A 13,665-nucleotide genomic window follows, 5' to 3' on the forward strand; every position below is an offset into this window, starting at 1 on the left:
ACGGAGCCAAATGGCTCCGTTTTTCACATGCATATTATTTTAAAGCATCCGCTTTTAATGCTTCAGCTTTGTCAGTGCGCTCCCAAGGAAGATCTACATCTGTTCTTCCGAAGTGACCGTATGCAGCAGTTTGTTTGTAGATAGGACGGCGAAGGTCAAGCATTTTGATGATTCCAGCTGGACGAAGGTCAAAGTTTTTGCGAACTACGTCAACTAGTACATCTTCGCTTACTGTTCCAGTTCCGAAAGTATCTACTGAGATTGATACTGGTTGTGCTACACCGATAGCATAAGCAAGTTGAACTTCAACTTTGTCAGCTAAACCAGCAGCTACGATGTTTTTAGCAACATAACGAGCAGCATAAGCAGCAGAACGGTCTACTTTTGTAGGATCTTTACCAGAGAATGCTCCACCGCCGTGGCGTGCGTATCCACCGTACGTATCAACGATAATCTTACGACCAGTTAGTCCTGCGTCCCCTTGAGGTCCACCGATTACGAAACGGCCTGTAGGATTGATAAAGTATTTTGTATTTTCATCGATTAATTCCTTAGGAACAACCGGATTGATTACATATTCTTTAAGGTTACGTTGGATTTGCTCCAAAGTAGCTTCTGGGTGGTGTTGAGTAGAGATAACGATTGTATCGATACGAACTGGCTTATCGTTTTCATCATATTCCACTGTTACCTGAGTTTTACCATCTGGACGTAGGTAAGGAAGAATTTCTTCTTTTCTTACTTCTGTCAAGCGGCGTGCAAGCTTATGCGAAAGAGAAATTGGTAATGGCATAAGTTCTTTTGTTTCATTACAAGCAAATCCGAACATAAGACCTTGGTCTCCAGCTCCGATTGCTTCAATTTGCTCATCCGTCATTTGACCTTCACGAGCTTCCAACGCTTGGTCAACACCCATTGCAATATCAGGAGATTGTTCGTCGATAGAAGTCAATACTGCACATGTTTCAGAGTCAAAACCATATTTCGCACGTGTATAACCGATTTCTTTAACAGTTTCACGAACGATTTTTGGAATATCCACATAAGTGGAAGTAGTGATTTCACCAGCTACTAATACTAATCCTGTTGTTACGGATGTTTCACATGCTACACGAGCATTTGCATCATTTGCTAAAATCGCATCTAGAATGGAATCTGAGATTTGATCGCAAATTTTATCCGGATGGCCTTCTGTTACAGACTCAGAAGTAAAAAGTCGACGTTTTTTAGACATCTTGTTTCCTCCTCAAATAATAAAATATGGTTTGAGGCGCCAGCATGAAACACGCTATATGATTTCCATCAAGGCATTTCACAAAACGCATTACTTTAACCTCTAGTTTTGAACGGAACTCATTTCCCATTGTTTAGTATCCCTCAGACTACAATATTTATCATATGTAACTTTGGGAATCAAAGCCAATAAAAAAACCTTTCCCTGATTGCGAGGAAAGGTTGATTGTTTCAACATTTAGCCTTTCGCTCTTATCGTTCAAGGGCTTTTGCCTTGCCTCAGGTTAGCACCGTCGCTAGTAAAATAATCGATCATTGACCGTTTTTTTATACAGCAGGTTGCTGGGCTTCATTGGGCCTGTCCCTCCGCCAGCTCGGGATAAGAGAATCCGTACAAGGTAGAATCATATCGTAAATTAGCGAATAATGTCAATGGTTTTTCAATAGATTTGTATTGTTATTTTTTTCTTCTTTTTTGAAACAAAAAAAATGACATGTTACGGCTTTTTGACATTTGCACAATTATTCGCTCTAATAGGATTGGAATGTTTTATACTATATAAATAAGGAAACTTTTAATCGCTACAAATGGGGGAACGTTTTTTTTGAAAAATTATATATTAGTATAGACTATTAACGTTAATGTGTTATACTATTTAAGAGCAAATTATTCATCAACCATAACTTAAACAAAGGAAGGTATCTCATACATGAATTCTGTTAGCATTTCTAATGAGCTACACGAACTATTACAAGGTAATAATGTAAGCGTTCAATTTTCTGTTCCTCAATTAGTGGAAAAGGTCTTAAACCGTAAAGAAGGAATCTTGACATCTACTGGTGCAGTCAAAGCTGAAACTGGTAAGTATACAGGTCGTTCTCCTAAAGATAAATACATTGTAGAAGAAGCATCAACAAAGGACAAAATCGATTGGGGTCCAGTGAACCAACCGATTTCCGAAGACGCTTTCTTAAAATTATACAATAAAGTGATTTCATACTTAAAAGAAAAAGACGAACTTTTTGTTTTTAAAGGTTTTGCTGGAGCGGACAAGAAGTTTCGTTTACCTATTCAAGTTATCAATGAGTATGCATGGCATAACCTTTTTGCCCACCAGCTTTTCATCCGTCCTAATGAAGAAGAGTTACGTGGACATGAAGCAGATTTCACTGTTATTTCCGCTCCAACTTTCAAAGCGGATCCAGCAGTGGACGGTACACTTTCTGAAACATTCATCATGATTTCTTTTGAACATAAAACTGTCTTAATAGGTGGTACAGAATACGCAGGAGAAATGAAAAAATCTATCTTCTCTGTAATGAACTACCTTCTACCTGAACAAGAAATCTTGCCAATGCACTGCTCTGCAAACGTGGGTAAAGAAGGCGACGTTGCTCTTTTCTTCGGACTTTCTGGTACTGGAAAAACAACTCTTTCCGCTGATACAAACCGCAAGCTAATTGGCGATGATGAACATGGTTGGTCATCTAATGGTGTTTTCAACATCGAAGGTGGTTGCTATGCAAAATGTATCAACCTATCTCGTGAAAAGGAACCACAAATTTTCGATGCGATCCGTTTCGGATCAGTATTAGAAAACGTTGTAGTTGACGAAGATACTCGCGAAGCTGATTATGATAGCAATCTACTAACTGAAAATACTCGTGCGGCTTATCCATTACAAGCAATCGATAACATCGTAGATCCAAGTGTTGCTGGACACCCTAATACAATCATTTTCCTTACAGCAGACGCTTTTGGAGTTTTACCTCCAATCTCTATGCTGACTAAGGAACAAGCGATGTACCACTTCTTAAGTGGATACACGAGTAAACTTGCTGGTACTGAACGTGGTATTACTTCACCACAAGCGACATTCTCGACTTGCTTCGGATCTCCATTCTTACCTCTAGCAGCTACACGATATGCAGAAATGCTTGGTCAAAAAATTGACGAGCACAATGCTAAAGTGTTCTTAGTGAATACAGGCTGGACTGGTGGAGAATATGGTGTGGGTAACCGTATGAAACTTGCTTATACTCGCGCTATGGTACAAGCAGCTCTTGAAGGTGACTTAAATAACGTAGATACAATTACGGATGAAATCTTCGGTCTGGAGATTCCTCAACACGTACCAGGTGTACCTGATGAAGTACTACAACCAAACAAAACTTGGGCAGATCAAGCTGCTTATGAAGCAAAAGCAAAAGAATTGGCTTCTAAATTCCAAGAAAACTTCAAAAAATTCTCGAACGTACCGTCTGAAATTGAATTACTTGGCGGACCAAAAGAGTTAGCATAATAAAACATAAAAGAAGGTTGCTCAAAATTGGTTTGAGCAACCTTCTTTTATTATTTTGAATTATACCTTTTTAACAAATTCAGATTTTAATTTCATAGCTCCGAATCCTTCAATTTTACAATCAATATCATGATCGCCTTCAACTAAACGAATACTCTTTACTTTTGTGCCTACTTTAATGACAGATGATGTTCCCTTTACTTTAAGGTCTTTAATTACAGTTACTGTATCACCATCATTTAATATATTTCCATTTGCATCTTTAAATACCTTAATATCCTCTGTAGCTTCTTCTTCTGAACCCATAGTCCACTCATGACCACATTCTGGGCAAATTAAAAGGTTTCCATCTTCATATGTGTACCCAGAATTACATTTTGGGCAATTTGGCAAGTTAGCCATTCTGACATTTCCTCCAAGATTGTTTTAGTTACTAGAGTTTAATGAGACTAATTCATAAGTAATGGTTGTTTCGGTACCCGTCCACTCTATCTTTTTAATTATCGCAGTCCCACTGGATTCACTTGCAATTGTTTTACGGATATCAATTGGAATATCAATCGGATATAGACGATATCCTTCCTTCACCAAGGAGAAATCGTTATCATTGATTCTTTGTTCTCTTCCTTTAGTTACAATCATCGTATTTAATTCAAGAGGCATTCCCATCATTAAAACCCCTTTCTTCTTTTTCATTATTTTATCATTTCTTTCCCTGACTTTTCATCCAATTCGTTAAATCTCTGACTATTTTACGATTAATCATAGGTGGAAAATAATGTGTGTATTGGTCGAAATACCAGCACTCTACTTTCTTCTCCAACTCGAGTAGCCTCCGTTCTAATCGTATAGCATGCTCCACTGATACATTTTCATCTTTTTTTCCATGGATAATAAGAATTGGTGACTGTACTTGTTGAAGAAAATAAAGAGGTGTCCTTTCCCGATATCGCTCCGGAACTTTATTTGGAGTTCCCCCAATGACCCTCTTCATCATCCTTCTCATATCTTCTCTCTCCCAGTAGGTCAATTCCATATCTGAAACTCCACCCCAAGTTACTATCGAAGCTGCTTCTGGATATTGTACTCCTGTTTGCAAAGCCATAACCCCACCACGTGAGAATCCAAAAATATGTATTCGGTTTTTTATAACTCTAGGATGCTGTCTTAATATCTCAAAACCATTAAAAGCATCATATCGATCTTCACCAGCAAAATCTTCATTGCCTTCCCCACCTTGATTTCCTCTATAGTGTGGAGCAAAAACAATAAATCCCTCTGTTGCAAATTGGGCAATTCTAGCTGGTCGCACTTTTCCTACGTTTTTAATGCCACCACGAAGATAAAGAAAGCCATCATAAGTACCTTCCTTAACTGGCTCTGCGAGAAAACCTTTTACTTTAAGCCCTTGAGAAAGATATGTAACCGTATAAAGGTTTACTTTTGGATTAGGGGAGGGGAAAGCCTGTTTTTCAATAACGTTTAAATAATCCATTCAATTAACCTCTCATAATTGATATAGGCATTCACACATTTTTTTTTCCTTCATACGATATGTTAAACCTTCACCTTCATTCTTACACCTATTTAAGGAGGAACTCAAATGAAAAAATGGTGGAAAACTGGACTTAGTATATTTGTCGTGTTTATTATGTTGCTCGCAGTCACAGCTTGTGGGAAAGACGAAGTGAAAACACTCAAGGTTGCTGAAGTTACTCGTTCCATTTTCTATGCACCTGAATATGTTGCTTTGGAAAAAGGATTTTTTGAAGAAGAAGGGCTGAAAGTTGAATTGACAACTACTTGGGGCGGAGATAAGACAATGACGACCCTTTTATCTGACGGTGCAGACATCGCTTTAGTTGGCTCTGAAACGTCCATCTATGTGTATGCACAAGGCTCAGACGATCCAGTCATCAATTTTGCGCAGCTTACCCAGACGGATGGGACATTTTTAGTATCTAGAGAAAAAATTGAGAATTTTAGCTGGGATATGCTAAAAGGTAGCACCTTCCTAGGTCAAAGAAAAGGTGGCATGCCTCAAATGGTTGGAGAATTTGTTTTGAAAAAGCATGGAATTGATCCACAAAATGACTTGACCTTGATTCAAAACGTGGATTTCGCTAATATTCCGAACGCCTTTGCTTCCGGTACTGGCGACTTCGTTCAATTGTTCGAACCTACTGCAAGTGTCTTTGAAAAAGAAGGAAAAGGTCATATTGTCGCTTCATTCGGTACTGAGTCTGGCCATGTCCCATATACAACATTCATGGCTAAAGAAAGTTTTATGAAAGAAAACGAAGAATCAATCGAAAAATTCACACGTGCTATCAAGAAAGCACAGGATTGGGTAGCTAACAATAGTGCGGCAGATATCGCCAAGGTTATTCAACCATATTTTGAAGATACAGAATTAGATTTAATTGCTACTGTAGTAGACAGATACAAGAGCCAAGGCTCCTTTGCCACTGATCCTATTTTAGATGAAGCAGAATGGCAAAACCTTCACGATATTATGGATGAAGCTGGAGAACTACCACAAGCCGTTGGTCATGATGTACTAGTAAATACAAGCATTGCAAAAAAAGTTTCGAATGAATAAGGAGGAACATCCAAATGAGCTTCCTCAAGTTACAGCATATTCATCACACATATTTTACAAAAGAACATGCAAAAACTGCCTTGAGAGATGTTTCTTTGGATATTGAGGAGGGAGAATTTCTCTCCTTCCTCGGCCCAAGTGGCTGCGGAAAAACAACTTTGCTTTCTATAATCGCTGGACTTCTATCACCTACAGTTGGATCAGTCTATCTAGCCGGGCAACCGTTGACGCATGCTAAAGATTCATCAATTGGCTATATGCTACAACAAGATTATTTGTTTCCATGGAAGACCATTAAAGAAAATATATTGCTTGGCTTAAAGCTACAGAAAAAAGATGATGTTTCCTCTACCATCCGAACTTTACAACTTCTTAAAGAGATCGGGTTAGAAAATGTAGAAGATCAATTTCCAAAGCAATTGTCTGGTGGAATGAGACAGCGAGTCGCCCTTGTTAGGACGTTGGCAACCAATCCACAGCTTCTCCTATTGGATGAGCCATTTTCAGCTCTCGATTATCAAACAAAATTAAAACTGGAAGACCTTGTCTCATCTATTCTAAAAACCTTTCAAAAAACCGCAGTCCTCGTGACACATGATATTGGTGAAGCGATATGTATGAGTGATCGTGTCGTCCTTTTGGCTGCTAATCCAGGGAGGATTCATCAAATCTTTACAATACCTGATGAACTTAGAAACCTTACACCATTCCAGGCTAGAAACCATTCATTATTCCCTTCCTTATTTCAGAAGGTATGGAAGGAGTTTGAAAAACTTGAACAATACCCAACAGAATCTTAAGGAGTTACATGACTCTTATAAGCGTTCTCTCCTTACTGAAAAAAGGTGGATACGTTTTTATCAAGTACTTATTTTCATCACGTTTTTTGTTACATGGGAATTTTCAAGCCGTCTCAAAGTCATAAATCCGCTCATTTTCAGTTCTCCATCAAAGGTAGGAAATCTTTTTATTCAAAAGATAGGAGACGGGACCTTACTTTCTAATTTAGGAATAACAGTGTTTGAAACCGTACTAGGATTCATCATTGGAACTCTGTTAGGAACTGTCCTGGCCGCAATACTGTGGTGGTCACCATTTTTATCAAAAGTACTTGACCCATATCTGGTAATACTCAATGCAATGCCAAAAGTTGCATTAGGCCCTATCTTAATTGTTGCACTTGGTACTGGGTTTACTTCCATCATTGCGATGGGAGCCATCATTTCTGTTATCATTACCACGATTGTTGTTTATACAGCCTTTAAAGAAGTGGATCCCAACTATTTAAAGGTACTCCAAACGTTTGGTGCCACAAGACAGCAATGCTTTAAGGAAGCGATTTTGCCAGCTTCCTTTCCTACGATTATCTCTACTTTGAAGGTAAATGTAGGGTTATCATGGGTAGGAGTCATTGTCGGAGAGTTCCTAGTTTCAGCTAAAGGACTAGGTTATATGATTATTTATGGCTTTCAAGTTTTTAACTTTACTTTAGTATTACTTTCCTTATTACTTATCGCTGTTTGTGCGACCATTATGTATCAGCTAGTAGAATTGCTTGAAAAGAAGTTGATTAGGCAATAAAAAGCAACTTTACGAAAACAGCCATATTCAAAAGACCGATTCCTGCATGTCCTAAGAATCGGTCTTTTAATCATTATGGTATTAGTTTTTGAACTATCTTTAAGCTTTGTTGGATAACCTGATCTTGCATGATGTAACTGAATTGATCATTATTAAATGATTTTGGTAATTCATCTAATAAATAATGACCATCTGTTTCGAGAAATTCTTGCATAGGATGAATATGGCTTAAGGTAGCAAAAAAAACAGTCTTTACGAAGCTTCCATGATTTGAATTGACCTTATAATTCCCAATATAGGTAAGCTTCTCTACCTCAGCACCGGTTTCTTCTCTTACCTCTCTTACCGCTGCTTGATGAAGAGTTTCACCTATTTCTAACTTGCCACCTGGAAACTCAAGCCCTCTTTCTTTGTGCCGTGTTAGTAGCCATTTTCCCTTCCATTTACAAATGACTAATACATGTTTGGAAGGTTCATCAAAAAATTGTTTGTCTGTTGTAAAAGTGACAGTGAATCCTTTTTTATCGAGGAATGTATGTACCATTTCTTCCCCTCCCACTGTCATCATACCATGAAGACAAGACAAATCAATTCTTTAATATTCCCATGCTTTCAATATGTTTTTTTGCTGTTTCATCACCAAGTCTGTGAATCATCCCATATACTTTGAGAAGTGTTTTGTCATATGCATCATTTTCACGATCATAGTGATATTGAAGATATGGAACATGAGCACGATAAAAATTTTCCTGTTCATTGGCATAATTATTATCAAAGTACTCACGTAACTGAGTAATTTCATCATCTGTAGCTTCAATTTTAAAATTCCAAGGACTGCATTCTGGATCCTGAGTAATCAGACCATCTCCAACACCAATATAATACGTTCTTTTTCCCTCACTCAAGGTTCATCTTCCCTTCCATACTATTTCCGTTATTTTCTCAAAGAAGGTACACCTTCATTCATTTTTATTGCAAATAAAATGTAAAGAATTTTCAGTCAATTATAAGAATATAGATTAAAAAACAAATAGTAGGGTATAACAAAATAGACATGTCTATACATATCTTATCAACTTTTTGTATGATTGATTTTAACCCATACGGCCATACCCCATTACATATGCTGATACTAAAACACGAAGGAGAAGGTGAATAATGTGAAGTTGATTGATGAATTATTCGAGATGTATCGGACGAAATTAACCGGAGATGAAGAGGATATCGATATTCTTGCATTTGCGGTACTGGAACAATTAGATCGAAATGAAATTCTTTCGATGATCAATGAGCTGGATGAACAGGAAATTAAAGACCTAATGGGATTGTATTTAATCGAAACCCTAAAAGGGAAATTTGCGAAAGAAGATATGACTCATTCCAAGCACTACCCTTATAATGTACAAAGGAATTTCCACTAAATAAAGGGATAAACGGTAGCCATAATTCATGGCTACCGTTTTTATTAAGCTTTCATGTCCACATTACCACCTGCATAAGGATGAGGAGCATGTACTGTACTCTGTTGTGAATGCTGAAAATCGTTTAGCATAACTGCAGCTTGAGCCACTTGGGTTGAAAGAGAACTTTGAAGCATATTTAAATTCAAAGTGTGCCTTAAATCTGCTAATTGACGATTCATCATTGAACTTAGTTCCATGAGAAGAAACACTCCTTTCGAAAAAACTAGAGCCTCCCAATTATTATCGGAAGGCTTTAGACTATTTCAATATTATTTTCCCAAATAAGCCTTTAACATCCAATTATGCTTTTCAAGGCTTGTCTGCATTTCACCGAACATATCACCTGTTGCATGATCCCCAGCTTCTTCAGCGAATTCAATTCCTTCTTTCAATTCTCCTACAACTGTTTCGAAATCGCTGATAACCGTTTCAATCATTTTTTCAGTCGATTCTCTTCCTGTTGCTTCCTTAAGTGTTGTCAATTCCATATATTGCTTAATAGTTGCTGCAGGCTTCTCACCGAGTGCTAGTAGCCTTTCAGCTAACTCATCATAATGTGTGGAAATTTCAACATACAATTCTTCTAGCTTTTTATGAAGCTCAAAAAAATGAGGTCCATTCACGAACCAGTGATAATTGTGTAATTTCGTATAAAGTAAATTAAAATTGGCAATTTCTTTATTAGCTACTTCGACCATTTTTTTCTGTGACATATACATATCCTCCTTACGTATCTTACATCGTTCATTTTCCCCATAAAACGATTTGTAAACCTCAGTATTTATTGGTATTGTGACTGACGCTGAAAATTCTTTCTGGTACAATAGTCAAGAAAGGACGTGATTTGTAGGATGATGTATATATTGGTGATTGCTATCATCATTATTTTTATTGTACTGATTCTAAGTGTGTTAACCACCTCAAAGGCTTATGATTTTAAACATACAGTCGATCCTATTGATGATAATCCACATTTACTAAATAATGATAAAGTTAAAGATGAAATTGAAAACGAAAATCCAAAATAAAAAGGAGCAGCTATACGCCGCTCCTTGATTATTTGGTAATTATGCAAACACCTGATGCAACTCTTCTTTAGAATGTGTTAACCAATAATTCATTAACTTCTTTGCGCCTTCTAAATCGTGAAGTTTCGCTTGACCACACTGCTTTTCATTTGCAGCTGGAATTTCAGTAATCTCAACAGACTCCTTTAATGTATCTTCAAGAACATCAATAATTTCAGATACAGTAGGCTCACCGCTAACAACTAAGTAGAAGCCTGTTTGACATCCCATCGGGGAAATATCGATAATATCGAAATGATCGTATTTCTCAGAATGCTTACGGATATTAAATGCAAGTAAGTGCTCTAATGTATGAATAGAATCAGGCTTCATTGCCTGTTTATTTGGCTGGCAGAAACGAATATCAAACTTGTTTACAACGCCGTCACTACCCACTTTATGAACACCACAGTGACGTACATACGGAGCTTTTACAGCATTATGATCTAACTCAAAACTTTCAACTGATGGCATATTATCCACTCCTCCTAAAAAACATCTATATCTATCATAAACTTAATTCCGATTTTTTTCATCAACTTAGTATTATTTTATTCAATAAATTTTTGTAAGTGCTTCATAATCATGGGAATGAGGAGTTAGACTTGTGTCCTTGTATTCTTACAAATTGCTAATACGTTGACACCGTTGTAACATAGGGGTGTTGAATATACCACTTTACATTGAAGGAAGAATTAAATGAAAAAATTACTAATGGGCGTTATAAGGTTTTATCAAATTGTCATTTCTCCTTTAAAACCACCGACTTGCCGCTTTTATCCGACTTGTTCTCATTACGGACTAGAAGCGATTAACCGCTTTGGACCGTTTAAAGGGGGCTGGTTGACGATTAAGAGAATCGTGAAGTGCCACCCATTGCATCCTGGCGGCCTTGATCCAGTACCTGAAAAAAATGAAGTACTAAAATCAGATCAAATGAGATAAATTAATTAAGAAATTACTTGCATGAGTACCTTTTTTGAGGTACTATACTCAAGTATAAATCGTAATCATTTCGTTTAACATTAAGGAGTAACCATTTATGAAAAAAATTCTATTTTCGATTCTCCTTCTTTTAGGAGTCTTTTTATCAGGCTGTAATGCCGAAAAAAACAACCCATCTGATATTCAAGAAAAAATAACAGTTTATACTACAGTTTTTCCACTTGAAGATTTCACAAAAAAAATTGGTGGCGACTATGTTCAAGTAAATACCGTATACCCTCCAGGATCAGATGAACATACTTTTGAGCCTTCCCAAAAAGATGTTATTAAGATGGCCCAGTCAAATTTATTCTTATACATTGGACATAATTTAGAAGGGTTTGTGGAGCAATCAAAAGACATACTTGAAAAAGAACAAGTTAAAACTGTGGCAGTTGGTGAAAGTATTAAAATCGAAAATCTCCATCATGAAGAGAATGCATCTGAAGAACACAAGCATGATGAAGATGGCCATGATAATCATTCAGAGGAAGCATCCGAAGAACACAAGCATGAAGAAGATAGTCATGATAATCATTCAGAGGAAGCATCTGAAGAACACAAGCATGAAGAAGATAGCCATGATAATCATGAAAATGAAGAATCTAATACTGAAGAAAATCACGAGGAGCATGAACACAGTGATGTTGACCCTCATCTGTGGTTAGATCCCATTTATAGTATTAGTATGGCTGAAACCATCAAAAATGAATTAGTAAAGCTTAAACCAGAACAAAAAGAGTACTTTGAGAAAAATTATGCTGAGCTTAAAAATGAGCTAGAAGAGTTAAACCTTCAATTCGAAGATACCATTAAATCTGCAAAAACGAATAAAGTCATAGTTTCTCATGCCGCTTATGGTTATTGGGAGAACCGTTATGGATTGGAACAAATCAGTATTTCTGGTTTGTCATCTACAAGTGAACCATCCCAAAAACAATTGAAAGAAATCATCGAAATAGCAAAAGAGAATAATATACATTATGTATTATTTGAACAAAATATTAACTCGAAGCTTGCCGATATTGTTCAAAAAGAAATTGGTGCTAAGCCTCTAACTTTGCATAATCTTTCTGTACTAACCGAAAAAGACATAAAAAATAAACAAGATTATCTCACATTAATGAAACAGAATCTCGAAACCTTAAAACAGGCATTAAATTAAAAGTGATTTTTCTATGACTTGGTAACAAACTCTATGAGTCATTACCATTAACGGGTTCGGTTTCGAAATACAAAGTATAATAAGGCTAAAATCACATTAATTTGCATGAAAAATGCTCAGGGTAAACTCTGAGCATTTTCTTATACTATTTCCTTGAACTTAAGCACCCGGTTCGTTTAATAAGTTGCTCATTATTACAGATATTTAAGGGAAGTTTTTTACTAATTCATTGAAGCTCTCTAACAAAGTACCATTCAACTTGGGGTGACATAATAGCTGTCTCTATAAAAGATCTTTTTTTAAACCCGCCCTGATCAATTTTACCTAAGTAAAAAATATAGAACGATTGCTCCAACTACAATAAATCCTCCAATTGTCGGGCTTCCATATAGAGCTCTATTCCATCCGTCGTCCGTATCAATTTTACTCTTCTCACGCTGATTATCTTTATCCCTCAAAACCCCACCTCAGTATCATAAGATTTTGTTTTCTACTTTATACAAAATGCTTTATGCACCTAGCGTTTATCTCACTGCTGCTTATATTAGTAAATTTTAATCTGGTCTAGATACATTTGAATGTATCGCATTTTGATTGATAACTTCTCCTAACTTCTCTGCTTGTATATTTTCATCAGGTGGAGTCATACCAGATTTTTTTTCAAAATAAATGGCAATCCCAGCAATAATAATGACAGGCGTCAGTATATAAATCCAAATCATAAAATTCCCTCCTAACAGAATAAAATTTATAAATTTCATAATATTCACTTATTATATACGTTTTACTCATTGAAATGTTTCAACAACTAGTGTTCTACCATTCCCCTTTCGTCAATAAAAGGCCATTTTTGGACAACAGAACTCGCAAATTTGTGCCTCAACAAATAAAAGAAGTCCAATTAATTTGTGAATTGGACTTCTAATGATTTTCTTGTATTGGCAATCTAAACTCATCCGTTTGTCTCTTTAAATTCTTAAAATTCTTCCTGTAAACCATTCTTTCGGAGCAAAAATTCCAGCTCTTCTTCTGCAATTTCTGTTATTTCTTTTATAACAAACCACGGTACGTTACGTAGCAATAAGATTTCAGCTATTAAATAAGGCTTATTGTGATTTCTCATATTTACCCACCTGAAGTATGATTTTTCTGAAATTTCTCTATCTTTATCATTATAACTGAAATCTCCAAAATAAAAAATCGTCATATGCCTAATTTAATTCGAAAAATTTTCAAATGCAAACTCACTGACATAATAACCAGCAAA

Annotated in this window: 20 protein-coding genes and 1 riboswitch; of the genes, 8 read left to right on the top strand and 12 right to left on the bottom strand. The window is 36.4% G+C overall.

Annotated elements, in window-relative coordinates; translation table 11 throughout:
* Positions 1 to 34 precede the first annotated feature (34 nt).
* Positions 35 to 1,234: a methionine adenosyltransferase gene (metK, locus tag DBX25_RS18270; protein ID WP_108672215.1), complete on the bottom strand. Its 1,200-nt coding sequence runs from the start codon at positions 1,232 to 1,234 to the stop codon at positions 35 to 37.
* A gap of 248 nt (positions 1,235 to 1,482) precedes the next feature.
* Positions 1,483 to 1,619: riboswitch (SAM riboswitch) on the bottom strand.
* A 324-nt stretch (positions 1,620 to 1,943) separates the two neighbouring features.
* Here metK and pckA point away from each other — a divergent pair.
* The gene (pckA, locus tag DBX25_RS18275) at positions 1,944 to 3,536 is read left to right on the top strand and encodes a phosphoenolpyruvate carboxykinase (ATP) (protein WP_108672216.1); all 1,593 of its coding nucleotides are present in this window, start codon (positions 1,944 to 1,946) and stop codon (positions 3,534 to 3,536) included.
* Positions 3,537 to 3,596: 60 nt separating this feature from the next.
* On the opposite strand, the gene DBX25_RS18280 is transcribed toward pckA, so the two are convergent.
* The 3 genes from DBX25_RS18280 to DBX25_RS18290 are packed head-to-tail and all read right to left on the bottom strand — an operon-like array spanning position 3,597 to position 5,031.
* Entirely contained in the window at positions 3,597 to 3,938 is a 342-nt protein-coding gene (locus tag DBX25_RS18280; RefSeq protein WP_108672217.1) for a zinc ribbon domain-containing protein YjdM, read from the bottom strand.
* 24 nt (positions 3,939 to 3,962) lie between these two features.
* Positions 3,963 to 4,205 carry a DUF2584 domain-containing protein gene (locus DBX25_RS18285; protein WP_108672218.1) on the bottom strand — a complete coding sequence of 81 codons (243 nt, stop codon included), beginning with the start codon at positions 4,203 to 4,205 and terminating at the stop codon, positions 3,963 to 3,965.
* Between the two features lie 34 nt (positions 4,206 to 4,239).
* On the bottom strand, positions 4,240 to 5,031 hold the full coding sequence (locus DBX25_RS18290; RefSeq protein WP_108672219.1) for an alpha/beta hydrolase family protein: 792 nt from the start codon (positions 5,029 to 5,031) through the stop codon (positions 4,240 to 4,242).
* A 108-nt stretch (positions 5,032 to 5,139) separates the two neighbouring features.
* On the opposite strand from DBX25_RS18290, the gene DBX25_RS18295 reads away from it, so the two are divergent.
* Genes DBX25_RS18295 through DBX25_RS18305 form a run of 3 tightly spaced genes read left to right on the top strand, consistent with a single transcriptional unit; the run spans position 5,140 to position 7,719 of the window.
* Complete coding sequence (locus DBX25_RS18295; RefSeq protein WP_108672220.1) at positions 5,140 to 6,138, top strand: ABC transporter substrate-binding protein; 999 nt, start codon at positions 5,140 to 5,142, stop codon at positions 6,136 to 6,138.
* A gap of 14 nt (positions 6,139 to 6,152) precedes the next feature.
* Complete coding sequence (locus DBX25_RS18300; RefSeq protein ID WP_157951011.1) at positions 6,153 to 6,938, top strand: ABC transporter ATP-binding protein; 786 nt, start codon at positions 6,153 to 6,155, stop codon at positions 6,936 to 6,938.
* On the top strand, positions 6,913 to 7,719 hold the full coding sequence (locus DBX25_RS18305; RefSeq protein ID WP_240620414.1) for an ABC transporter permease: 807 nt from the start codon (positions 6,913 to 6,915) through the stop codon (positions 7,717 to 7,719). The genes DBX25_RS18300 and DBX25_RS18305 overlap by 26 nt, the downstream gene beginning before the upstream one ends.
* 73 nt (positions 7,720 to 7,792) lie before the next feature.
* Here DBX25_RS18305 and ytkD read toward each other — a convergent pair whose 3' ends face one another.
* Together ytkD and DBX25_RS18315 are read right to left on the bottom strand one after the other, a co-directional pair.
* On the bottom strand, positions 7,793 to 8,263 hold the full coding sequence (ytkD, locus tag DBX25_RS18310) for an RNA deprotection pyrophosphohydrolase (protein ID WP_157951012.1): 471 nt from the start codon (positions 8,261 to 8,263) through the stop codon (positions 7,793 to 7,795).
* Positions 8,264 to 8,306: 43 nt separating this feature from the next.
* Positions 8,307 to 8,624 carry a hydrolase gene (locus tag DBX25_RS18315; RefSeq protein ID WP_108672223.1) on the bottom strand — a complete coding sequence of 106 codons (318 nt, stop codon included), beginning with the start codon at positions 8,622 to 8,624 and terminating at the stop codon, positions 8,307 to 8,309.
* A gap of 255 nt (positions 8,625 to 8,879) precedes the next feature.
* On the opposite strand from DBX25_RS18315, the gene DBX25_RS18320 reads away from it, so the two are divergent.
* On the top strand, positions 8,880 to 9,140 hold the full coding sequence (locus DBX25_RS18320) for a DUF6154 family protein (RefSeq protein WP_108672224.1): 261 nt from the start codon (positions 8,880 to 8,882) through the stop codon (positions 9,138 to 9,140).
* Between the two features lie 44 nt (positions 9,141 to 9,184).
* On the opposite strand, the gene DBX25_RS18325 is transcribed toward DBX25_RS18320, so the two are convergent.
* Both DBX25_RS18325 and DBX25_RS18330 read right to left on the bottom strand, forming a co-directional pair.
* Positions 9,185 to 9,379 (bottom strand): polyribonucleotide nucleotidyltransferase, encoded by a 195-nt coding sequence (locus DBX25_RS18325; protein WP_108672225.1) that lies wholly within the window; start codon positions 9,377 to 9,379, stop codon positions 9,185 to 9,187.
* Between the two features lie 72 nt (positions 9,380 to 9,451).
* Positions 9,452 to 9,895 (bottom strand): Dps family protein, encoded by a 444-nt coding sequence (locus DBX25_RS18330; protein ID WP_240620416.1) that lies wholly within the window; start codon positions 9,893 to 9,895, stop codon positions 9,452 to 9,454.
* Positions 9,896 to 10,033: 138 nt separating this feature from the next.
* Between DBX25_RS18330 and ytzI the strand changes: the two genes are divergently transcribed.
* A complete protein-coding gene (gene ytzI, locus DBX25_RS18335) occupies positions 10,034 to 10,210 on the top strand; it encodes a YtzI protein (protein WP_108672227.1) in 177 nt (58 codons plus the stop codon).
* 39 nt (positions 10,211 to 10,249) lie between these two features.
* Here the strand turns inward: ytzI and DBX25_RS18340 are convergent, their stop codons facing one another.
* Entirely contained in the window at positions 10,250 to 10,723 is a 474-nt protein-coding gene (locus DBX25_RS18340; protein WP_108672228.1) for an S-ribosylhomocysteine lyase, read from the bottom strand.
* A 225-nt stretch (positions 10,724 to 10,948) separates the two neighbouring features.
* On the opposite strand from DBX25_RS18340, the gene yidD reads away from it, so the two are divergent.
* Positions 10,949 to 11,194 carry a membrane protein insertion efficiency factor YidD gene (yidD, locus tag DBX25_RS18345; protein WP_108672229.1) on the top strand — a complete coding sequence of 82 codons (246 nt, stop codon included), beginning with the start codon at positions 10,949 to 10,951 and terminating at the stop codon, positions 11,192 to 11,194.
* Positions 11,195 to 11,291: 97 nt separating this feature from the next.
* On the top strand, positions 11,292 to 12,398 hold the full coding sequence (locus tag DBX25_RS18350) for a metal ABC transporter solute-binding protein, Zn/Mn family (RefSeq protein ID WP_108672230.1): 1,107 nt from the start codon (positions 11,292 to 11,294) through the stop codon (positions 12,396 to 12,398).
* A 320-nt stretch (positions 12,399 to 12,718) separates the two neighbouring features.
* On the opposite strand, the gene DBX25_RS20720 is transcribed toward DBX25_RS18350, so the two are convergent.
* From DBX25_RS20720 to DBX25_RS20730, 3 genes are all read right to left on the bottom strand, one after another.
* Positions 12,719 to 12,856 carry a hypothetical protein gene (locus DBX25_RS20720; protein ID WP_157951013.1) on the bottom strand — a complete coding sequence of 46 codons (138 nt, stop codon included), beginning with the start codon at positions 12,854 to 12,856 and terminating at the stop codon, positions 12,719 to 12,721.
* Positions 12,857 to 12,952: 96 nt separating this feature from the next.
* Entirely contained in the window at positions 12,953 to 13,120 is a 168-nt protein-coding gene (locus DBX25_RS20725; RefSeq protein ID WP_157951014.1) for a hypothetical protein, read from the bottom strand.
* 254 nt (positions 13,121 to 13,374) lie between these two features.
* A complete protein-coding gene (locus tag DBX25_RS20730) occupies positions 13,375 to 13,521 on the bottom strand; it encodes a hypothetical protein (protein WP_157951015.1) in 147 nt (48 codons plus the stop codon).
* Between the last annotated feature and the right edge of the window lie 144 nt (positions 13,522 to 13,665).

This window comes from Peribacillus acanthi, assembly GCF_003073175.1.
Lineage (GTDB): Bacteria > Bacillota > Bacilli > Bacillales > DSM-1321 > Bacillus_BN > Bacillus_BN acanthi.